This is a genomic window from Dokdonia sinensis, from assembly GCF_003688895.1.
Taxonomy (GTDB): domain Bacteria; phylum Bacteroidota; class Bacteroidia; order Flavobacteriales; family Flavobacteriaceae; genus Dokdonia; species Dokdonia sinensis.
The window spans coordinates 85,608-109,328 of the sequence record NZ_REFV01000009.1 but is presented as its reverse complement, the minus strand read 5'-3'; the positions used below and the strand labels follow the sequence as shown (position 1 = coordinate 109,328).

General features: G+C 39.1%; 16 protein-coding genes. 9 read left to right on the top strand and 7 right to left on the bottom strand.

The features are described from left to right. The first annotated feature begins 68 nt into the window (after positions 1 to 68). Both EAX61_RS10460 and EAX61_RS10455 read left to right on the top strand, forming a co-directional pair. Positions 69 to 3,491, top strand: coding sequence for a hypothetical protein (locus EAX61_RS10460; protein ID WP_121917636.1), 3,423 nt, complete (start codon positions 69 to 71; stop codon positions 3,489 to 3,491). A 63-nt stretch (positions 3,492 to 3,554) separates the two neighbouring features. Further along, entirely contained in the window at positions 3,555 to 3,935 is a 381-nt protein-coding gene (locus tag EAX61_RS10455; protein ID WP_121917635.1) for a hypothetical protein, read from the top strand. 72 nt (positions 3,936 to 4,007) lie between these two features. Here EAX61_RS10455 and EAX61_RS10450 read toward each other — a convergent pair whose 3' ends face one another. From EAX61_RS10450 to EAX61_RS10435, 4 genes are all read right to left on the bottom strand, one after another. Further along, a complete protein-coding gene (locus tag EAX61_RS10450; protein ID WP_121917634.1) occupies positions 4,008 to 6,248 on the bottom strand; it encodes a T9SS type A sorting domain-containing protein in 2,241 nt (746 codons plus the stop codon). 174 nt (positions 6,249 to 6,422) lie between these two features. Next, the gene (locus EAX61_RS10445; RefSeq protein ID WP_121917633.1) at positions 6,423 to 8,054 is read right to left on the bottom strand and encodes a S8 family peptidase; all 1,632 of its coding nucleotides are present in this window, start codon (positions 8,052 to 8,054) and stop codon (positions 6,423 to 6,425) included. A 119-nt stretch (positions 8,055 to 8,173) separates the two neighbouring features. Continuing rightward, positions 8,174 to 9,712: a glycine--tRNA ligase gene (locus tag EAX61_RS10440; RefSeq protein ID WP_121917632.1), complete on the bottom strand. Its 1,539-nt coding sequence runs from the start codon at positions 9,710 to 9,712 to the stop codon at positions 8,174 to 8,176. Between the two features lie 111 nt (positions 9,713 to 9,823). Continuing rightward, a complete protein-coding gene (locus EAX61_RS10435; protein WP_121917631.1) occupies positions 9,824 to 10,705 on the bottom strand; it encodes a hypothetical protein in 882 nt (293 codons plus the stop codon). 45 nt (positions 10,706 to 10,750) lie between these two features. Between EAX61_RS10435 and EAX61_RS10430 the strand changes: the two genes are divergently transcribed. Then, positions 10,751 to 11,431 (top strand): ComF family protein, encoded by a 681-nt coding sequence (locus EAX61_RS10430; RefSeq protein WP_121917630.1) that lies wholly within the window; start codon positions 10,751 to 10,753, stop codon positions 11,429 to 11,431. Positions 11,432 to 11,482: 51 nt separating this feature from the next. Further along, a complete protein-coding gene (locus EAX61_RS10425; protein WP_236642025.1) occupies positions 11,483 to 13,099 on the top strand; it encodes an Ig-like domain-containing domain in 1,617 nt (538 codons plus the stop codon). Here EAX61_RS10425 and EAX61_RS10420 read toward each other — a convergent pair. Beyond that, the gene (locus EAX61_RS10420; protein WP_121917628.1) at positions 13,096 to 13,875 is read right to left on the bottom strand and encodes an amidohydrolase; all 780 of its coding nucleotides are present in this window, start codon (positions 13,873 to 13,875) and stop codon (positions 13,096 to 13,098) included. The two genes, EAX61_RS10425 and EAX61_RS10420, sit on opposite strands and share 4 nt — an antisense overlap. A gap of 201 nt (positions 13,876 to 14,076) precedes the next feature. Between EAX61_RS10420 and EAX61_RS10415 the strand changes: the two genes are divergently transcribed. From EAX61_RS10415 to EAX61_RS10405, 3 genes are read left to right on the top strand one after another with little or no spacing between them, the layout of a single operon-like run. Further along, the gene (locus tag EAX61_RS10415) at positions 14,077 to 15,987 is read left to right on the top strand and encodes a DUF294 nucleotidyltransferase-like domain-containing protein (RefSeq protein WP_121917627.1); all 1,911 of its coding nucleotides are present in this window, start codon (positions 14,077 to 14,079) and stop codon (positions 15,985 to 15,987) included. Next, positions 15,988 to 16,680 carry a 3'-5' exonuclease gene (locus tag EAX61_RS10410; protein ID WP_121917626.1) on the top strand — a complete coding sequence of 231 codons (693 nt, stop codon included), beginning with the start codon at positions 15,988 to 15,990 and terminating at the stop codon, positions 16,678 to 16,680. Positions 16,681 to 16,725: 45 nt separating this feature from the next. After that, on the top strand, positions 16,726 to 19,740 hold the full coding sequence (locus EAX61_RS10405) for a CHAT domain-containing protein (RefSeq protein ID WP_121917625.1): 3,015 nt from the start codon (positions 16,726 to 16,728) through the stop codon (positions 19,738 to 19,740). On the opposite strand, the gene EAX61_RS10400 is transcribed toward EAX61_RS10405, so the two are convergent. Continuing rightward, positions 19,718 to 20,446, bottom strand: coding sequence for a tetratricopeptide repeat protein (locus EAX61_RS10400; RefSeq protein ID WP_121917624.1), 729 nt, complete (start codon positions 20,444 to 20,446; stop codon positions 19,718 to 19,720). The two genes, EAX61_RS10405 and EAX61_RS10400, sit on opposite strands and share 23 nt — an antisense overlap. Beyond that, positions 20,439 to 20,987 (bottom strand): RNA polymerase sigma factor, encoded by a 549-nt coding sequence (locus EAX61_RS10395; protein ID WP_161555219.1) that lies wholly within the window; start codon positions 20,985 to 20,987, stop codon positions 20,439 to 20,441. The genes EAX61_RS10400 and EAX61_RS10395 overlap by 8 nt, the downstream gene beginning before the upstream one ends. 116 nt (positions 20,988 to 21,103) lie before the next feature. On the opposite strand from EAX61_RS10395, the gene EAX61_RS10390 reads away from it, so the two are divergent. Continuing rightward, positions 21,104 to 22,468, top strand: coding sequence for an OmpA family protein (locus EAX61_RS10390; RefSeq protein ID WP_121917622.1), 1,365 nt, complete (start codon positions 21,104 to 21,106; stop codon positions 22,466 to 22,468). A gap of 26 nt (positions 22,469 to 22,494) precedes the next feature. Then, on the top strand, positions 22,495 to 23,709 hold the full coding sequence (locus EAX61_RS10385; protein WP_121917621.1) for a hypothetical protein: 1,215 nt from the start codon (positions 22,495 to 22,497) through the stop codon (positions 23,707 to 23,709). Positions 23,710 to 23,721 lie beyond the last annotated feature (12 nt).

The window sequence follows — 23,721 nt, the reverse complement described above, 5'->3', positions numbered from 1 at the left end:
GTTTTAGAACGGAAAAACATACCTTTAGCTCCTTAAAATAATATTCTCAACTGCGAGTTTTACAGGTAATGCGCTACGGTTTTATCCTACTTTTCATTCTTTTTACTACGGTACTTTCGGCTCAGGAAGTGCGTACTAAGAAAGTGGTCGTACGAGATTCTGTGGTTTTGGATTCGGTTTCTATCAATCCAGCACGTTTTCGCGTAAGCGCAACAGACAGTACCCTTATCGATAGTAGTCGGTACACCATAGATTATGCACGTAGTATTTTTAAGCTTAAAGCGAAAACATCTGAAACCCCAGACACGCTCCTTTTTCAATACACCGTCTATCCCGATTTTCTGACTCGTGAGTATGCCTTTTACAGCCGTGACCGCATCGTCCAGAACAAAGGTATCCGAAACAGATTGTACAGCATAAATGGTGCTCAAAACAGTCCCACATTTACCCCGTTTGAAGGCCTAAATACCAGCGGAAGTATCGTGCGTGGCGTCACCGTGGGAAACAATCAAAACAGCACTTTAAACTCTGAACTCGATCTCCAGATAAGCGGAAAGCTGAATGATAAAGTCACACTCAGAGCGTCGTTGCAGGACTCCAACATCCCGCAACAAGAGGGTGGCTATTCTCAAAATCTGGATGAATTTGACCAAATCTTTATCGAGCTATTTTCGGACAACTGGAACATACGTGCGGGAGATATCAATCTGGTGAATAATGATTCATACTTCGGGAGTTTTACAAAGAAAATCCAAGGCCTTTCCCTTTCTGGAGATCTCAATCATTCTGAGAACGGCAAGACGAATCTCTTTGCTACTGGAGCGTTAGTGCGCGGTGTGTTTACCCAAAGTAATTTTGTGGGTCAGGAAGGAAATCAGGGACCTTATAAGCTTACAGGACCTAACGGCGAACTTTTTGTACTGGTCATCTCAGGAAGCGAGCGTGTGTACGTAAACGGCATCCTGCTAGAACGTGGAGAAACCGAAGATTATATCATCGATTATAATGCGGGCGAAATACGGTTTAACTCCACCTACCCCATCACGAGCGAAATGCGTATACAGGTAGAATTTCAATTTTCTGAGCGTAGGTATACTCGTTTTGTGGCCTACGGGGGAGGAAGTTTTACGGAAACCGATAAATTTCAAATAGGGGCTCACGTTTATTCTGAATCCGACCTTAAGAATCAGCCATTGCAACAAAATTTAAGCGAAGAACAAGTAGATGTGCTTCAACTCGCGGGAGATAATATGGACGAAGCAATCGCTCCAAGTGCCATAGAAGACACTTTTTCTGAAAACAAAGTATTATATCGCAAGACCATAGTAAATGGCGTAGAGGTCTTTGAGTTTAGCACGGACCCAGATGAGGAACTGTTTACTGTACGTTTTAGTCTCGTAGGTGATAATCAGGGAGACTACATCATTAGTACGACCACGACCTTGCAACGCACGTTTGAGTATGTGGCTCCTGTAAATGGCGTTCCTCAAGGAAACTATGCCCCACAAGTACAACTCTTTGCTCCTACCCTACTGCAACTTGCCGTTGTGAATGGGAAATACACACCAAATGAAAAAACGAATATAAAATTTGAAGCCTCAGGAAGTAAAAACGACGTTAACCTTTTTTCAGACCTTGACGATAATGATAATGATGGTTTTGCTGGACACCTAGAAGCAGAGCAGCGCATTTTTACGCAAGACAGCACAAGCAGGCTAACGGGTTTTACAAACTACGATTACATACAGGAGGAATTTGTAAATATAGAAGGGCTTTACAATGTTGAGTTCAACCGGGACTGGAATCTAGACACTTCACTCTCTAACGCAAATGGAACGTTGCTGGGCGACCAGAGTTTCTTGACTTCTGGACTGCGCTTTAATCATCGTAAGGGAAATGCGGTTTACCAGTATCAAAATTTAGATTTTCAAGATTTTTATAACGGTAAGCGCCATACCATAAATGCAAACCTCAATACTGAAAAAATCCGGGCACAACTGCTGGGAAGCACCCTAAAAAGTACCGCTACTAATGCGCGTTCCGATTTTTCTCGCATCTACAGTTCGGTGATATATGGGTTGAAAAAGGCTTGGGTAGGCGGGAAATTTCAGGCGGAGGACAATGAACGGCTCATAAAGAGCAATGATTCTTTGACGCCAGATAGTCAGCGATTTGAGGAGTATGAAGGTTTTGTGGGTGTGGGTGACAGTACTAAGGTGTTTGTGGAGGTGGGGGTCCGCTTTCGCGAAAGCGATAGTATACGCAACAACCGCATCGTACCCGTGACATCGTCCAATACGTATTTCCTCAAGTCACAACTCATCAAAAATGAAAAAACGAGCCTTTCGCTGTTTGCTAATTATAGAACATTAAAATTTGAAGACAATCGACCGAATGAGAATTCGCTCAATTCTAGATTGCTTTACGATCAACGGTTTGCAAACGATATCATACGCTGGAACACGGTTTTTGAAACCAATAGCGGTACCCAACCCCAACAGGAATTTACATTTGTCGCGGTAGATGAAGGTCAGGGCACGCATACGTGGAATGATTATAATGATGATGGTGTGCAACAACTGGAGGAGTTTGAAATTGCCCAGTTTCAGGATGAGGCAGATTTCATAAGAGTGCTACTGCCCAATCAGATTTTTGTAAAAACGCACCAAAACAGGTTGAGCCAGCAGTTGACTTTAAACCCGCAACAATGGTCTGGACAAAAGGGGTTGAAAAAATTTCTTTCGCTGTTTTATAATCAGACGAGTTATATTTTGGATAAACGTACGTTGCGAGATGGAGAATCCTTTAGTATTAATCCTTTTAATGACGATGAAGATGAGATAGGCGCGTCCATAAATTTTAGAAATACGCTTTTCTTCAATCGCGGAAAACAACGATATACAACTTCATATACCTATGTTTCGACCCAAGCAAAAAACCTACTTTCTACAGGGTTACAAGAGAATGATCTGACCAGTCATCAACTCAATTTCTTGCATAAGATTAAGGAGAGTTGGCTGTTTAATGTTCAGAACGAGCTGGGAACGAATGAAAGCTTTGCTGAAAATTTTGTTTCTCGTAACTATAAGCTCGACACTTATGGAGTAAATCCTAAGATTTCTTATCTCTTTGGGAAGCAGTCCAGAATCACGGCTTTTTACGAGTTTAAGAACAAAGAGAATAGGATTGGGGAACTAGAGGAGTTGCAACAAAATAATCTTGGCATCGCTTTTGCCTTTGCAGATGCAGAGAAGTTATCGTTAACTGGAGAAGCGAAGTATATAGACAACACTTTTGAGGGAAGTCCATTTTCTCCCGTAGCTTATCAAATTTTAGAAGGCCTACAACCAGGAACAAATTTTACGTGGAACCTTATTGCGCAGAAAAGACTAACGAAGTTTCTTGATTTAAATGTATCGTATTTTGGCAGGAAGAGTGAGAACTCAAGTACAATACATACGGGGAATGTTCAGTTAAAGGCGTTCTTTTAAAATTTATTACGACCTTTAACGATAAAGCCATTGTAAAACCCAGACAACCTAAAAACCATACTTATGAAAAAATCAATTATAACCCTTAGCATTCTGGCTGCAGTATTTTTGACTTTGGGAGCTTGTAAATGTTCGGAAACAGCGACTCATCAAACAACTAACGAAAAGGAAACAATGACTACTACAGAAAGTAATAAAGAAGTTCAATATGGAGTAGGAATAGATGACAACACAACTCTGGGAAGCATTGTATATTCAGATAAGGAAGGAGATTGCGAGTATGTTATAAAGACCGATGACGGACGTATGTTAGATCCTCAAAACATAGATAAAAGCTTCCAAAAGGACGGGATGAAAGTTGAGTTTACTTTTGCAGCACTTCGAATGATGAACCGCTGTGAGAAAGCAAACCCAATACGTATTATTAAAATTAAGGCAATGTAAACTACACTTTTGCTAAAAAAAATGGCTGCCGTTCAAAAACGGCAGCCATTTTTATATTAGATAGTATTCCAATTATTTAACTAAGATCTTCGAGGTTTTTTCAAAGTCTTTTTCTCCTACTTTTACAAGATATACTCCAGACGCTGCGTATGACATATCCAACTGATAAGTAAATTTATTACCATTATTAGGCATAAAATTAGACATTAAGAGCCTTCCATTTAAATCATAGACTGTAATCTGTAATAGTTCAGAATAATTTGATCTCACCAAAACGTCAAAATGATTATTATCAGTCGAAGATATATTAAGCTCCGCATTATTTATAAATAAATCATCGAGCGACAATACTGCATCATTTTTAACATTCTCACCATATATATCATTAAATGGAACGTTATCATTTGCAAGATTGGTCCTAGTTTCTATTCTAGAAAGAGCACCATTAGGTGAAAATTCACCCTGCTCTTCAAAATCATAAATCACTACTTCACCGGGCGCCAATGTTCCAGACCATTCCTCTTCGACAAGGTCACCTCCATTGATTTGATAGCTTACTGGAATATTAGATTGAGCTTCTGTACCATAATTTTGAATAGTTACAGAAATAGTCTGAGGACCATCCAAAACGCCTGAATTGGGAGTTGTGTCAATTATGGCAACATCATTTGCTGTGGGCTGAGCGTGATCGAAAACACCAACTACATTCCGCTTATTGGGATTATAATATTCAGCAATATGCCAAAAAGTCAAATCATCCTTTGGATCGATTGATAAATGTACGTAATCAGCAACTCGATTGGATGATGCGTCTCGAGTTGATTGTCCTATCAGCTCTTCTTCTATGGTCATCTCTCCAGACGGATCTCCATTAAGCCTTCCTGTATAACGGATAGATAAACTCTCCGTATCACTTACTGAGGAATATGCCATCCCTATGTTCCCATAAATATCCATCGCCATACTTGCAGAAAAAGCGTGTCGACCATCTGGAGCTGTGTACGTACCTTCCTGAAAAATTTCCCAAGGCTCACCTTGAGCGGTTTGTCTTAATTCATACCAACGAACTCCAGCAAGTTCATTTGCATTTCCCGCACCTGGGTCAGTATCTACAACAAAGTTAAAAATAGCTGAATTGTACCCGTCGAATTTTCTGACGTGAGCTTGATTCATAATGGTAAATGCTAAAGCATCAATTGAAACACCATTAGGCTGTCGAAGATTTGAAAAACTTCCTCCATCAAAAACGCTTATGAAATCTTCAGTTTCAATAATTTGCGCTGGATCTGAAACAGTTGAATTAGAAGTGTCTTCCCAATCTACATTAAAGGTCCAAACTTTTAAGTGATCATCATTTATTCCGTTAAACGCGTCATCTTGTAAATAAACTACAGAAAAGTTTCCTGGCTCAGATTCAGATCCCCCGGTAGATGTAAAACCTTGCGGGCTAAAAAAGTTTGCCGTAGATTTTCCAGGAAGTGGAAATCCAACAAACTGAGCCTCTTCTCCATTGGCCATTTTCTCTCTCTCTAAAGCGAAGACTTTGTCTGAATTATTAGGACTTCCAGGAGTGTTACTTATGTTAGCTGTAACGTAGTAGGCATCGGCCCAAACTGAAAATTTAGTATAATCTGGAAAAGTTGGACTATTTGTGCCAGATCCACCAGTTTCAAAACCTGTAGTATAAACCCACCATCCATCGTTAACTGGGTCTGGTCCTTTACATACTGCTATATTTATGCCGTTTGGAGAACTGTCGAATTCAGTTATAACAAACCGTCCCCTAGGTTCTCCAGGCTCATTGTCCAGATATGGATCAAAAAACACAATAGGATCACCTAATGTATTACCAGCAAAAAGAGAACCCAAAGACATTTCATTTGTAAGTGGATTTCCTTCCTTATCAAATATTCTAAAAGCAGAATTCCACGCACCAATAAAGTGGTCTGGACCTACGGCTCCTGTAGGGTCTGTTACCCCAGCCGATGTTTGCTCATCTGCATCAAACACTAAACTAGGAGCTCTTCCAGCTCTTGTAGCTGAATTTTTTTGAAGTGCTAAATCGGCACTTTTGCTTCCTTTGCCTATTGGTAAGTTTGGGCCTACTCTCTTCTTAGGACGTGCTCCAGATGGTCTACTGTCATCAGCAAAGATTAATTTACCAGTTCTAGCTTGCTCTGCAATACTTGGAACACTTACTGGATTAGATAACATTCCTGCGCTTCCAGGACCTGCTGTTCCTCTTTCTTGAGCCATCGCTGTTCCTCCTAAAGCAAGAAGTGTTACGGCTAGGATTTTTGTAACTTTTAACATTTTGTAGTTTTTTTGTTAGGATTCAATTTAATCAAGTCTATAAAAATATTAAACTTTATGTTAAAGATATAAAAAAAACGCCCTAGGAGGGCGTTTTAATCGATTCCAAAATGTTAATATATTGATTATCAGAATTTCAAAGGCTTCGGCGCCTCGTATTCAGAATTACTTAAATTAGTTTTTTATGAATAATCGAGATAACGTTTTTCCTGATTCACTTGAATTACTAGCGACTTTAAGAATGTAAGTCCCAGGCGTTAAAAATGCTGTGCTTATTTGGGAATTTCCTGTGTTCTTTACCTCTTTTAAGCGTCGACCATCCACACCGTAAATTGTAGCTGTTTCCCAAGTTGAACCATCCTTTATTGAGATATTAAGTACGTTAGTTGTTGGGTTAGGATATATACTAACACCTTGTACTCTAGCTTCATCAACACTTAATGGATCAAAATCACTTCTTAACAATTGCAAACTATTGTTTGCATTTAATCTTCCTCCCGTGACGGTAATTCCTTCAAGAGTTTCATTTGGGTCTACACCATTAAGGATATATTCTTTTATTAATAATGCCGTCTCTGCAGGCTCGGCCAGAGCCATTTCCATAAAGGCCTCATAAGGCGCAGAATATAAAAGCGCAACTGTCCCCGCAACGTGAGGAGTAGCCCCAGAAGTACCCCCAAAGGCTGAATAAGAACTCCCAGAGGTTATAGTAAAAGTTCCCTGACCCGGTGCTCCGAGATCGATAGTTTCTGCACCAAAGCCAGCACTTACAACCTTGCGATCTTGCCTATTAGTATTCGTCACACTTATTAGATAATCACTAGGACAGGCTGTAGGAACATCTCCTACTACGTCGACATTTTGGTTTCCATTAATCGTCGCCCCGCAACTCAAAATGCCAGCTTGACCTAAAGTATCAAACATATCACACCAAAGTGGAAAATCTGCTGGGTCTCCGAAATCAATACCAAAAGAAGAGTTTGTCACAACGACAAAAGCTCCTTCTTCACCATTAGTCTCATTAAATTTTAATCTGTTCTGAAGTGCATAATCATAAGACTCTACAACGATGGCTTCATTACCTGAACTAAGGGTTGCCATAATCTTTGCATCCCAATTTACTCCAGTAACTCCTATACCGTTGTTCCCATTAGCCCCTATAATCCCAGCAACTGCAGTTCCGTGTGAATCTACAGGTAAATTATCTGTGTTATTGTTAGCATTCCATCCATTTACGTCATCTATAAATCCATTCTCATCATCGTCAATTCCATTATCCTCAATTTCAGCTTCGTTTACCCAAAAACGATCTACCATATCTGGATGATTTAATTGATAACCACCATCTGCTACTGCACTTACGATAGTGTGTCCATCTACAGTTGTACCGCCAGTAGTAATATCCCAAGCAAGATCTGCATCTATATCACCATCACTATCTTGAAGATATTGCCATTGTTGTGCAAAAAGTGGATCATCAGGTACAGTAGATCTTGATTTTACTATATGATTTTTCTGTGCGTACTTAACTAATGGATTTTTCATCAATTGATTGATGACGTAGGTTTCGTCTATTCCATTGGAAATGTCAAACTTTAATTGCCAAATATTCAATGTCTTTGACAGTTGTTTTGAGTAATTAAATTGAATCCTAGAAGTATCATTCATAAGATCTTCAACGCCATAATCGGCAAGAGGAGAATCTATAGCCACCAAGACTTCTCCTTCTATAAAATTTAAGTCGGGCTCTTGTGCATAAACAGCAATTGCCGTCACAAAAGAAAAGATAAAGAGTAATTTTTTCATTCAAGTAGTTTTTAAAAGATTGTAGTTTTTAGTAATTGCATCACAAAATACGCAAATACTAGCAAATCAAATAAAAAACGCTCCATTAAAGGAGCGTTTTAACAATGCGAGCACGGTATTTATTTAGATATCCACGTCTTAAAACTAACCGCACTACCTATTATCTCCTTTAAATCTTTTATTGCTACGCGCTTCTGTTCCATAGTATCACGATGTCTTATAGTTACAGAATCATCATCTAGGGTATCGTGATCTACGGTGACACAAAATGGAGTTCCAGCAGCATCCTGCCTTCTGTAACGGCGACCTACAGCATCTTTTTCATCATATATAATATTAAAATCATACTTTAAATCATCCATAATCTTCAGGGCAACCTCTGGAAGTCCGTCTTTCTTAACAAGTGGTAATATTGCTGCTTTAACGGGTGCGAGTACGGAAGGCAGTTTAAGAACCGTTCTGGAAGTTCCATTTTCCAACTCTTCTTCTTGTAGGGCTGATGAGAAAACAGCTAAGAACATACGATCAAGACCAATAGATGTCTCTACTACGTAAGGTGTATAATTTTCTCCAAGTTCTGGGTCAAAGAATTGTAATTTCTTTCCAGAATACTGCTCGTGAGCTTTTAAATCAAAATCTGTTCTTGAGTGTATTCCTTCCAGTTCCTTAAAGCCAAATGGAAAATTAAACTCAATATCTGCTGCAGCATTTGCGTAGTGCGCAAGCTTCTCGTGATCGTGAAAACGGTAATTCTCCTCACCTAACCCTAGCGATTTGTGCCAGTTAAGACGTTCTTCTTTCCAATGCTCATACCACTTCATCTCTTCACCAGGGCGCACAAAAAACTGCATCTCCATCTGTTCAAATTCTCGCATACGGAATATAAACTGGCGTGCAACAATCTCGTTTCTAAAAGCTTTTCCTGTTTGAGCTATTCCGAAAGGGATTTTCATTCTTCCCGTTTTTTGTACGTTTAGAAAGTTTACAAAAATACCTTGCGCTGTTTCTGGACGTAAAAATAAATCTGTTGCCGTCTCTGCACTCGCACCTAGTTTTGTTCCAAACATTAAATTAAACTGACGTACATCTGTCCAATTTTTAGAGCCAGATTCTGGACATCCTATTTCTAATTCTTCTATGAGGGCTTTTACAGCAGCAAGATCATCTGCATCCAGATATTTTGCAAGTCTCGCTGTGGCACTTTTTTGTTTCTCACGATACCCCATAACTCGCGGGTTTGTCGCTTCATATTGTTCACGATCAAAGCTCTCGCCAAAACGCTTTGCAGCTTTGGCAATCTCCTTCTCTGCCTTTATATTTAATTTTTCTGCATAATCCTCTATGAGGACATCTGCTCGGTAGCGCTTTTTAGAATCTTTATTATCTATAAGTGGATCAGAAAACGCATCTACGTGACCAGAAGCTTTCCAAGTAGTCGGGTGCATAAAAATGGCCGCATCTATTCCAACTATGTTCTCGTGCATTTGTACCATCGCCTTCCACCAGTAATCGCGGATGTTCTTTTTAAGTTCGGCGCCGTTCTGACCGTAGTCGTAAACAGCACTCAACCCATCATAGATCTCACTACTCCCAAAAATATAACCGTACTCTTTGGCGTGGGAAATTACTTTTTTAAACTGGTCTTCTGTATTGCTCATAATCACTTTTTGTGTGGATGGTTACGCTTTCGCGAAAGCGTAATAACCCATATAAACTTGTCTAGCGACAAAAATAGCAATCCGTTCTAATTAGTACGTATGGACAGGCGGTTATTTTAAGTTCAAAGCACCTGAGAGCACTTCTCGTGTATTGTGGAAAACGGTTATTGTATATGTGCCTTCGTCAAAATCGCCACGACCCAAAATGAGCTCACTTATTTTATACGTTTCGTTTTTATAAGGAATAATAATGCGATTATTATATTTTATAATGGTGCCGTCAGGACTTGCAATTTCTCTCGGAGTACCTATCACTTGACCATTAGGCCCTTTGACCTGAGTGTAAAACACCAGATCTCTTTGAGCTATGAGCTTGTTCTCGTTTACCTGATAATTTACCTGAATCATCTCTGTTCTCTTAGCTCGCGCTGTAGTGGTAAACCTTCCATTATTACGCTGTATAACCCCTCGAGCAGAAAAGCTTCCCGCGGTGACTAATTCTCCCTTACCTACCTTTATGTTTAACGTTTTATTTTCTACAATGATAGAATCTTGCTGTCTCGTTGCGCGATCTAGCGCTTCCTGAGTACGCTGTTGTAATTCTGAAAGCCGTTGCGTCTCCCTAAGTAGGCTATCATTTTGAGTAAAGAAAACCTCGCGCTCGCGGCGTAGCTTGCGCAGTTCCAACTGATATCTTTGCACTAAATCTCGGGTTACTTCCTGACCTTCCAATTGCTTCTGGAGTGAGAGAATCTCTGTCTTTGCGGTTTCCAGTTGTGCAGTAATTGCTGTATTCTCTTTTAGAATTAAATTATAACGCTCAATCTCTTCGTCCAGCTCCTCTATGATAAGAGCTTTTTCTTTTAAAAGCTGAGCTTCATTCTCTTGTACCTCATTATAAAATTTAAAAGTGTAAATTCCCAAACTAACCAGAAGTATGGCTAGTGCAATTACGAGAAATCGGAGTGTGGTGTCGGTACTTTTAGTACTCATGGAGTGTGAACTGCTTTAAAGTTGAGCAATTTAAAAAATAATCTGATGTTTACATCGGTAAGAACTTTGTTATTCCCAGACTATTGTACCGCGTGCGAGATACCTTTGCGCTCTGGAGAAAAATTCCTGTGTACTTCCTGCCGCCACCAAGTACCCGAAACAAATTTGCACCTGTATAACGATGCGACTATCAAAAAAGTATTTTATGGCCGTCTTAACTTACAATTAGCCACGTCCTTATTCTATTTTGAGAAGAAAGGACCTATCCAGAAATTAATGCACGGATTAAAGTACAAGGGAAAAGAGCATATAGGACAGGTATTAGGAGAATGGCTCGGAACTTCTCTGGCAACGCTACCAGAATATAAAAAGATAGACGTTGTAATACCCGTACCTCTACATCCTAAAAAAATGAAGAAACGTGGCTACAATCAGGTTTCGGCTTTTGCAAAAGCGTTATCAACACACCTCAACGCACAATATAACGACACCGTATTAGTCAAGTCAAAAAACACTCAAACACAGGTTTTTAAAGGTCGATTTACAAGAAGTGACGAAGTCTTAAATGCATTCTCCATAACCGAAACGCAACGCTTAGCAGGAAAACACATCTTACTCGTAGATGACATCATTACAACTGGCGCTACGATAGAGGCTTGCGGCATTGAGCTTCTCAAGATCCCTAAAATTACGTTAAGTATTGCAACGATGGCAATTGCACGATAGTAACAAACGTTACTCAAAAAAACTGTTTCTTTGCACCTTATATAATAGCTTTTGAAAACTAATTTACTCCGTAATCTTTTACTAAGAATCTCTGCGATATGCTGTCTCGCACTTACGATGATTACCTGTGCAAAGCAGGGTAGAATTTCTGGTGGTCCTATGGATAGTATTCCTCCTGTTTTTGTAAAGGCTGTACCTCCTAATTATACCACTAATTTTGATGGAGAGGAAATTCGAATTTATTTTGACGAATACATTAAGCTTAAAGATTATCAGAGGCAACTTATAGTGTCTCCTCCCCTAGAAAACACATTAATTTCTCCACAAGGATCTGCTTCTAAGTATATTTCTATCGAAATTAAAGATACGTTGCAACCCAATACAACCTATGTATTTAATTTTGGCCAGAGCGTGGTAGATAATAATGAGGAAAATCCATATTCCTACTTTAAATATATTATGTCTACTGGAGATTACATAGATAGTCTTACCGTACGTGGCGAGATAAAAGATGCGCTCTTACGCGCTCCAGATAATTTTGTTACTGTAATGCTTTATGAGGCAGACAGCACCTATAACGACTCTATCGTTTATAAAGACAGACCTCGTTACGTGACTAATACACTAGATAGTCTTACCACTTTTGAAATTAGCAATCTCAAGGAAGGAAGTTACAAACTCGTTGCGATGAAAGATGAAGATGCAAACTTCACTTATCAGTCTAAAAAGGATAAAATAGGTTTCCTGGAAGGTTTTATAGATGTTCCGAAAGATACTTCTTATGTGCTCACACTTTTTAAAGAAGAAGCCACGCTTAAAACAAGTAGGCCCAGACACGCGGCAAAGCAACGCCTCTCTTTTGGTTTTCAAGGTAATGCAGACAGTCTCAGAGTCAATGTGCTTTCTTCTGTGCCCGCAGATTTTGAATCCTTAATTACTGAAAGAAAGAATGATACTCTTAATTATTGGTACAAACCTAATGTCGAGACAGACTCGCTGTGGCTCGAAATAAGAGGCGAGAATTATGTAGACACTACCATCGCAAAACTGCGCGATCTTAAACCCGACTCTCTTTTCTTTACTCCAGAATCTAGAGGAACATTAACACTAAAGAACCCTTTTAAGGTAACTAGTAGTGTTCCTGTGACCTCCATAAATGATAGTCTTATCTCGGTTACGGGCGACTCAATTCCAGTACCATTTACTACAGATATAAACCTTCGTAAAAGCTCTTTTGACATACGTTTTGACACCAAAGAGGTCACAACTTACGAAATAACAGTCTTACCCGATGCCATAACGCCTTACCTGGGTGCTCGAAATGATACACTGCGCTATAAAGTTAGAACTAAAGAATTTTCCGATTATGGCGATATAGAACTAACACTTGTAAATGCAAAGCGCTATCCATATATCATCCAACTGATAGATGGAAAAGGAGAAGTCTCAAAACAAGTAATAGCAAATGAAGGTAATGTATTCAAGTTTGAAACCTTGAGTCCAGGCAATTACTTCATAAGACTTATAGAGGATGCAAACAAAAACGGCATTTACGACCCTGGAAGCTATCTAGAACAAAGACAAGCAGAGCGCGTCATCTATTATCCCAAAGAGATTGAAGTAAATGCTGGCTGGTTGCCACGAGAGACATTTCAGTTAAAGGATTAAAAGAGTTGAAATTGATCTTTGTCTTCTAGAAACGGAAGTTTCTTTCTCGTCTCGGCAATGTGAGATTTAGAAAGCGTGGCTGTGATTAGTTTTTCTTCCGCTTTCGCGAAAGCGCACTCCTCACCCAAAACATTATAAACTCCAGAGTGGCCTATATATTCTAGGTCATTGCCATCTGTTCCCACACGATTTACTCCTATGCTATAGCTCATGTTTTCAATAGCTCGCGACTTTAAAAGCGTATCCCAAGCAGCGATTCTGGTTTTGGGCCAGTTTGCTACATAGATGATCAGGTCATAGTCTGTTGTGTTTCTCGAGAATACAGGAAACCTTAGGTCGTAGCATATTTGTGGGAAGATTTTCCACCCAAGATAACTGATGTAAACTCGTTTTTTTCCAGCTGCGTATTTTTTACCTTCACCGGCCATATTAAAAGTGTGACGTTTGTCATAACTTGTTACTTTTCCACTGGGTTGGACAAATAGAAAACGGTTGTAAAATTTGTCATTTTCTTGAATGATAATGCTCCCGCATATTGCAATATCTGACCGCTCCGCATTTTTCTTTAACCATCGTACGGTTGCTCCATCCATTGTTTCGGCGAGAGGTGAGGGATTCATCGAGAAGCCCGTGGTAAACATCTCGGGGAGAACAACAATGTCAGTTTCTGACGGAACAGCTGACAATAATTTATCAAAATAGGCTCTATTTTTTACAGCATCTTCCCAAATGAGATCTGCCTGTATGAGGGCAACATTTAATTTATTTTTCTTCATACTCTAAAGATAAGAGGAAAAGTTGGTAGTCTAGAATTAGTAGTAAGGATACAGTTATACATTCTACTCACATTTCCTTTATAGTCACTATTCTGGTATTAGATTGCTCTTTAATATTCCAGCCAAAGTGTAAAAATCCTCAAACTTGTAATAGCACTATCTTTATATCTTTGACAACAATTAAGGCAGTCACCATTTCTTATGCAAAACACCATCGCCAGGCGTATTTATGATTTCTTAAAGCAGTTTCCTCCGTTTAGTTTTATGGCTAAGGATGACCTTATAACAATTTGTACCAAAGCTAAGGTAGTGTATCTGGACAAAGACCAGATTGTCTTTGAGCGCGATCAGAGTTATCAAGACCATTTTTATATTGTTCAGCAAGGTGCCGTTAAGATTACTAGGCCTTCGGGCGATATCATTAAAGTGGTTGATATCTGTGATGAGGGTGACCTCTTTGGTCTAAAGGTGACTTCAGGTAACACGTACCGCACAACGGCCACGGCAAATGAGGAAACAATTTTGTACACGCTGCCTATGGGGGATTTTTCCGCTTTCGCGAAAGCGAACAAAGCCATCTCAAACTACCTCATTGCTATTTATGCATCAAATATAAAAGACCCATATACCCTGCAGCATAGCGGTGACTTGCTGAACACCTATGAGCCCGATCGCAATACAGATTTACTGGGCATAGAAAAAGCAAAATACAGCACAAAAATTATTTCTTGCTCTCCTGAAAATTTAGTAAAAGAAGGAGCAAAACTAATGCAGGAACATAAAATAGGATGTCTTGTCGTGTGCAATGATAAGAAACCACTAGGTGTACTTACCAATCGAGAATTGCGCAATGCGGTGGCAAATGACATCTTGCGAGAAGGAACGGCCGTGCAAGAAATCATGGCGCAACCTGTAATTTGTGCTCCACCAGATGTAACCGTGGGGCAAGCGCAATTAATCCTACTCAAAAATGGAATAAGTCACCTCATTATTACAGAAGATGGCACTTCTGAGAGTAAAGTGATAGGAGTGCTTAGTAAACACGATATTGTAGTCGCCTTTGGTAACAGTCCTGCAGAATTGATTAAAGAAATAAAACGCGCTCCAAAAACTAAAATCCTACGTGCGGCCTGGCAAAAGGCGATGGTATTATTACAACGCTACCTAGACCAGAACTTACCTCTATCTCATATTCTCAATATATTTTCTGAGCTTAAAGACGCGTTACTGCACCGCACGATGGAGCTTTCGTTACGTAAGATGGAAAGTGATCCACCTGTAGATTTTGTTTGGCTTGCCCTAGGTAGCCAGGGTCGCAATGAACAGTTGCTTTATACAGATCAAGATAATGCACTCTTATATGAAAATATGCCAGATGATGAGAGTGAGGCTACTAAATCGTACTTTATCCGCCTTGCAAATAGGATGAATAAACGGTTACACAAAATAGGATACGCTTATTGTCCTGCAGATATGATGGGTAGCAATCCGCTATATTGTCTGTCGTTAGAAGAGTGGCAAGTACAATTTAGCAGTTGGATAATGAATCCTACGCCACAGAGTATGTTGCTTTCTGGGATTTTCTTTGATTATCGTCCTGTGTATGGTTCTAATCTTTTATTAGATGAGCTTACGACTCATATATATAGTCAGCTTACAACTTCCTCTGTTTTCTTTAGATTTATGGCAAAGGATGCACTTAAAAATCCGCCGCCGGTGAGTTTCTTCCGTAATTTTTTAGTGGAATCTGATGGGGAGCATAAAGATGAATTTGACATTAAAAACAGAGCGATGGCACCGCTTATATCTGGAGCTCGCGTATTAGCGTTATATCATCACATAAGAGATGTAAATAATACCGCACAGCGTTTTGAAAGATTGTCACAACTAGAGCCCGAGAATAAAGAGCTTTATGAAAGTTGTGCTTATGCGTTTAAGGCGTTATTAAAATTTCGCGTAAAGCAAGGGTTAAAAAATGACAATAGTGGTCGCTTTATCAATCTATCTGATTTATCAAAATCCGAAAAGCTCAAACTCAAGCGCTGCTTTAAACCGTTAAGGGATTTACAAGAGGTGCTCCGTATTCGTTTTCAGACCCAAAATTTGAGTTAGATGGGTTTATTTTCAAAAACTACAACTAAAAAATATCCTGCCTTCTGGAAAAAATATATCGAAGCCTTTGCCGAAGAAAAAAGTCGTGCAGGTTTTCTTGGGAATACGCTGGACGCAAAAACGCTAGCTCAAACACGTTTTGTTGTTTTTGACACAGAAACCACAGGCCTAGACTACAAAAAGGATCGTATTCTATCCTTAGGAGGTGTTGCTGTTATAGATAATGCTGTTTCAGTTACAGATAGCTTGGAATTATATCTTAAACAGGACGTTTACAATCCAGAAAGCGCTGCCATACACGGAATACTTAAACAAGGTAATTATGAAAAGGTAAATGAGCAAGATGCAATAGGGCAATGTCTAGACTTTATTGGAACTGATATACTTGTAGGGCATCACGTAGGGTTTGATGTTGCGGTCATAAACCAGTCTCTTAAAAGAAACGGATTAGGTAAGCTCAAAAACAGAGTGTTGGATACTGAAATACTGTATAAACGCCTTGTTCACCCCGTAAATCATCCTTTACAAGAAAAAAGATATTCTCTCGACGAGCTTGCAGAGGCGTTAAAAATTCCTTTACACGACAGGCATACCTCAGCAGGAGATGCCCTTATTACGGCACTGGCATTTATAAAAGTGGTTCATAAACTAAATTCTGACAGGAGATTAAAAGTTAAGCATTTGTTTAGGTAATTGTTTGAATTTCATAATTTTACTAGAACCTAAAAGTCTTTTTCAATGAAGATATTTCGATTTTGCCTTGTGTTTATTTTCTTCCCCCTTTTTCTGATGGCTCAAAGTCAGGATCAAATCTCACGCTCCATAGACTCTCTGATTTTCCAAGCAAACGATTTTGATAAAGCCATCAACACCATCAAAATTAATAAGAATCTCCACAGGCAAAGATTTTGGGCCGCAAAAGGTATGAAGGCTGTACAAAATAATGAAATAGAAAAAGGGGTGGAATTCTTAGATTCTGTTTGGAACGACAGGCATCTACTACAGAGTAACACTACAGATCTTGAGTTTCTAACTTATGCAACAGGTAATTATTACGTTGCAGGTAGTGAAATTAAAGGTCTGGATTTTTCTGTTACTGTGGCACAGGAACTCTTACAAATTCTTGAATCTCAAAATGCCAAAGGCACCAACATCGTCTCTGTGCTAACTGATCTTACCTATCTCAAAAATCACTTTAGAGAATACTATAAATCTGCATTTTATGCTTCCAGAGGTATTGAAACAGCGTTTAAAAATAAACCTATAGATTCTACCACAGTTTCTGACTTATATAACTTTCTGGGTTCTTCCTATGGTGACCTTGGCATTACTGATAAAGCGCTAGATTATTATAAGCAAGGGGTGTCATTCGGACTCAATAATGCTAATAGTGACCCTGGAGCTATGATTCATAAGTTAGGGAATCTTGTAAATGAATATATACAGTACGGTGACTTCATAAGTGCTAAGGAAACCCTTGATATCTTAAATGACAATAAATCACAATGGCTAACCTCAGATAATCTTGTTGCTGGCCATCTACCTGATGACAAAATTAATGCTCGACTTCAAGCTGTTCTATATACGCTTCTACCCCAATTAAGATATTATGCTCATAAGGGAGATGTAGCAGCGTCTAAAGAATTATTTGAAGAAATGAAAGAAATCCGGTACCAGATGAAAACATCGGACTGCTACTTTTTAGAGCCATTTTACCTTGCCGTTCTTAAAATGGAAATGGTTTGGGAGCTCGAAGAAAATCTCAAACACCTGCCTATCTATGCTTCTGAAATGAATGGTAATGATTGCATACATAATTATAGTGTTACAAAATTTATGATGGGTCGCAATCATTTTGAGAATCAAGATTACAAAAATATGGCCCTAGATTTTGAAGATATCCAAATTCTGGGGGCTAACTATTTTCAACCATTTCAAGCAAGAGTGGAAAATTTAAAAGCAGAAAGCGCCCTGATAACTGGCGACAATAAGTCTTATGAAGAACATTTAAGTAAGGCTTTAAATAAGCTTATTAAAAGTGAAGAAGTAGGCAAAGACAGATTAACAATAGCCGACTTTAATCCAGAGAATTCTGTAGAAACGTTGAGCGTTCTAATTGACCTCGTAGCTAGTTACAAAAGACTATTTGAAGCGAGTGGCAAGGATTTTCATTTGAATAGAAAAACAGATTTAGCCATAATTACTGCACAAAAGTTTAATGCCTTTTATAATCAAGAAATTTACAACCCAAAGCTAGAAGAAATTAGTACTCAGATTAATCAATACTTACTAGAGGATATTGACAATATTAAACCCAAGGAAAATATTTTTTCTCTAATAGAAAATAACCTGTCACAACATCTTCTCAAAACCTTTAATGCCAAAAGAAAAAAGAATGAACAAATTGGAGGTGACTTTGCCGTTCTCCTCGATATTATAAATATTAAAAATGATGTGCTCGCTTCTCAAGTTAAAATATCAGGATACGCTACCAGTTCTATACGAAGCTCTGTTGATAGTATTTCAAATATTATTCAGAGAGAAACAATAACTAAAAACCCAATGCATTTAGACAAATGGGATATTAGCAAGTTTCAAGAGAAGATAAATGAGAGTGAGGTTTACATAAGATTTGTATTAGGTACGGATGACGCATTTGCAGTTGCAATTACTAATAATCAAATTGTTTTTAAATCAATCGGAAGTAGAAAGCAACTAAGCGATAAAATTTCTGAGCACCGCAATGCAATTTTGAGCAGAAACGTAAATGCAGATAGTGCCGCAAAAGATTTATATCATTTACTTATTGAACCATTCTCAAACATTCTAAACGACAAAAATAAATCAAGGTTAATTTTTATTACAAAAAACGAATTAACGTTTGTCCCCTTTGATGCCCTAATAGATAAAACTGGAGCATTCCTTCTAGAAAAATACAATACCTCGGTTGCTTTTTCCTTACCCCTACTACAATCGCAACTAGAGGGAAACTCAAGCCTTGAGAGAGGTACTGCAATTTTCTCACCGGAGTATCAGGAAAGTTTTAAAGATGACCAGGATATCTTAGAGCTCAAGAGAAATGGGCTTTTCGAACTTCCTTTTGCTCGGGAAGAGAGTTTGCAAATTGCCGAAATCACTAAAGGCGATCTATACCTTGCAGATAAGGCTTCAAAACAAAAGTTTATTGAAAATTCTTCTAATTATGATATAATCCATATGGCAGCTCACGCAATAGCCAGCGACAAGGAAGATAACAACTCTTCTATACTTTTTACTCACGATAAGCGTCTCAATTTTAACGAAATCTATGCCTTAAGTATCCCTGCAAACCTTGTTGTTTTAAGTGCTTGTAATACTGGAATCGGTGTAAAAAAAGAAGGGGAAGACCTTCAAAGTTTATCTAGAGCCTTTACATACGCTGGCACCCAAAGCACTATCACAACACTCTGGCAAGTAAGCGACAAAACCACTAAAACTATTATGAGCGCCTTCTATAAACATCTTATAAATGGGATGCCTAAAGCAAAGGCACTACAACAAGCAAAACTGGATTATTTATCCAGCACAAAAGATTCAGCCCTAAGGCATCCGTATTATTGGGCTGGATTTACGCTTAGTGGTGATGCCAGACCTTTAGAGGTACCCGTAGCGTGGGGCTGGTATCTTCTAGCTGGGGTAGCGATGGCAATACTTATCTTTATAATTATGCTTTCGCAAAAGCGTAAAAAACTCACTCTAACTCATCAACTATAGCATCAACCCTCTCGTGATTGTATGTTTTTGTTTGTTTGATTTCTTTTAAAAGTTCAATGGCTTTTTGGCTATCGTTATTTTTAAGGTAAGAAAGAGCGAGGTACCACTTGGATTTTCCCAAAAAATTATCAGTTGTTTCTTGGTGAGACTTGAAAACCTCAATCGCATCAGCACTCCTATCAAGGGCTAGAAGTGCATTTGCGCGATAAAATAGCAGGTAACGGTCACCAGAGGCATCATACAATTCTTGAAACTTGCGTTGGGCTTCTTCATAATTGCCTTGTTCATAAAGAGCAAAAGACTTTCCTAAAAGATCATCTGGGGTTTCTCCGCGCTCTACAGGAGCTATGATATTAGAATAAGGCTGGAAATTTTGAGCAAATAGCTCTTCGTTTGAAAGTGATGGCTTAAAAAAGTTTACTGCCAGCAAGGTTGTACCTATGATGATGCAAGCCGCGACGGCATATTTTAGGAAGCTGCTCTTTTCTATTGTAGAGTCAGAATTGTACCTCTGGTCTTCCAAGATTTGGAATTGAGTTTTCAAGTCTTCTTTTCCTTTATCTATAAGCACAGCGCGCAGATCCTTCTCGAGCTCAAATCGTGCAGCAAACTCTGGATCTTGAGTCAAGCGACTATTGAAAAGTGCTTGCTCCTCTGGAGTAAGACCCGCGGTAAAATACTTTTCTATGAGGGTTTCGTTAGTCATTTTTAGGGGACATCAGTTGTTTTAATTGTTTGAGGCAACGTGATTTTGTGGCCTTTACGGTATTTTCATTTTCATAACCCTCAGCTTCTTTAATTTCGGCGATTCGAAGGCCTTTTAGGTAAAACAGTTCTAAAATATGCCGGCACCGCTCTCCCAGTTTTTTAAACTGAACCTTTAATTGTTCCTGCCTAGGTGTTAATCCGTTTTCTTCGAGTTCGGCGGTTTCTATGTTTTGATCTTCTAATTCTAATTCGCCAGCAGGCATCATCTTTTTCCTGGCGCGTAGCGTCTCATAAATTTTAAACTTCCCGATACTAAAAAGATATGTTTTGATGGTGCTCGAGAATTCAGTCACCTTGCGTGACATCACATTCTCGTATAATTTAAGCACACTATCTTGATATATATCTACCAGATCTTCCTGCGGTAGATTGTACGCTTTCGCGAAAGCAAAAAAAGCTTCTCGATATCCATCATAAATCCCCTTATATGCCTGAGCATCGCCTGATTTTAAATCTCTTATAGCGGGTTCCTTTGTCATTAATGATGATTGGTCATAAAAGGTTAACATTCTCTCCTTAAAAATACAAAATTAAAAATGCGTGTTAACCTTTCCTTAAATCCTGCATAAAGGAGTGAATCTTAAAACCAAAAGATATGAAACGCTTACCATTATTAGTATTGATATGCTTCCTTGCTTTTTCAGGACAAGCAGAAGCACAGTTCTTAAAAAAGCTCACGAAGAAGCTTGAGAAAAAACTGGATAAAACCACAAAAAAGCTCGAAGAAAAAGCAGATAAGCAAATAGACAAAATGCTCGATCTGGGAGAAGATGAGCAAACCCAACCTCAGGACGAGATGGATACGTATCCCGTAGAAGATCCGATGTCTAATGGCACATTTTCTGACTCGATGGATGGTGTGCAATGGGAGGAAACAGCTCCTATGGATCAGGAAATGAGTGATACGCCTAGCACCTCTTTTGAAGCATATACTAAATATGATTTTGTGCCTGGAGAGACCCTTGTGGCCTACGAAGACTTTACCGCAGATGTCGTAGGCGATCTCCCTCAGAAGTGGAACACAAATTTAAGTGCAGAGGTTGTTACCGTAAATGCAGTTCCTGGTAACTGGATGCGCATAGGACAAGGAATAGGTAGCTATGTTTTTAATGAGTTGCCAGGAGAACTTCCAGAAGATTTTACGCTAGAGTTTGACATTATGAGAGATTATAATCCGGACACCTTTGCCTTTAAGCGACACTTGTATGTCCTTTTTTCCTCGCTGGAAAATCCCAATATGTACCTCAACAAGCACAAGAGTGGTAAGGAATATACCGCTATCAAAATCGCAAATGGCAGCGGAAGCGGCGGCGGTGTTAGCATAGAGAAGAAAACGCTAAAAAAAGGGATGGGACTCACCGGGTACAAGCCACATATTGAATTCTCTAAAAAAGGAAGCATCGGAACTCCGATACACATTGCCATCTTAAAAAAAGGAACGCGTATGAAAGTGTATGTAAACGAAGACAAGGTGCTGGACATTCCTCGCGCGGTGGAGCCAGAAACAGTATTCTCTACACTACGTTTAGAAAGTGAGATAAGTACTGCAAATGACCACTTTTTTATAAGCAACTTCAAGTTTGCTACCGGCGTAGAAACGAGTGAGCGCCTTTTTGACAATGGCTCTTACCAAGCACACGGGATCACTTTTGAGACAGGATCGGCTCAAATTAAGCCTTCTTCTTATGCCACTCTCAAACTTATTGCCCAGGCAATGCAATCTAACGCTACTGCATATTATGAAGTCATAGGACATACAGATAGCGACGGAGACGATAGCATAAATATTCCATTATCTCAAGAACGTGCTCAGGCCGTACAAACAGCGCTTCAAAGTGAATTTGGTATAGATGCCTCTCGCATCACAACGATAGGAAAAGGAGCTACAATGCCCCTGTCCACAGAAAATACCACTGTAGCAAAGGCAAAAAATCGCCGTGTTGAAATCAAAAAAATATAATCACAATAACTTAAAATTTAGAAACTATGAGAACACTCATACTGCTACTAGTTACAATATGCACCATAACGACAGTAAGAGCTAATACTGGAAAAAAATTAAGTTCTGCGATATACGATACTGGACACGGAGATGTACATATTATGCACAGTCAGAATGGAGGAAAGGCCATAGGTATTTATAACCAGAGGGGTCACATCTTGCTTTCTTCGTTTACAATAAGTGGTCGTGGCACGCAATACACAGGAATGTTTACAAATCAAAATACCAAGGGGATTGTATCCTTTATGCCACAATCCAACCGCTCTTGGAAAGGAAACTGGAGATGGACCTCTGATCCTAATAAAAATTACTGGAGAGGCACGTGGAACGGAAACTTCAAGAACCCATTGCCTGTAAACTCTAGAACCCTTACCAGAACCTTCTTTACAAATCACGGGAAACTCGAGCTTATGGATGCCCAATATGGCAAAACCGCTGGATTCTTGTATGCAAACTCAGGTAAAGTGTACTATGTCTACGGTGACAATTATATGGATGCAAGCGGGATTGTACATTTTAATGGGAAAATAGGTCTAGACGAAAATATTAATAGCCCTTCCCACAAGAAAATAAGCGTACGATTACATGGTGGTATGCACGGGACGATTTTTCTAGACGGAAAAGACCGAGAGCTCAAAGGCATCTTCCCAGAACTTAAGAAGGTGCGATTTACATTAGAAAAAATCAAAAACTACGAGAGTGGTCGCGGTAATGAGGTAAAAGCGAGCGCAAATCTTGAAGCTATCGTAAGAGATCAGTTCAGTAATCAATATGTAAAGACATTGTACAATGTAAATAACAAGAAATGGGAGAAGAACAAGGAATATCCTATCAATCAAACATTCAATTTTGATGTTTTTTACAATTCAAAAACGGGTAAATTTTACAGCGAGCTCGATTTAAGACTCAATCTTATTTCTTCCAGAACCTATCAGGTAAGCAATGCACAAGAAAATCTAGTTTCGGCGACCATAAATCTGGATGATATTATACGCTTTTTAAATGCAGACATCCACAAGAACAGCTTCCAGAACGGGCCAGATGGCAGGATGCGCATCCCTGGGAGTGATCACACCTTCTGGGTAGAACAACCCTACCCAAACATCGCCTACAACAGAACCGTACGAGGTTATGGTTTTGCTCAATTTTCAAACAATTACAAATGGGGATACTTCTACAAGATTGAAGTCCTAAATTAAAATATAACGACA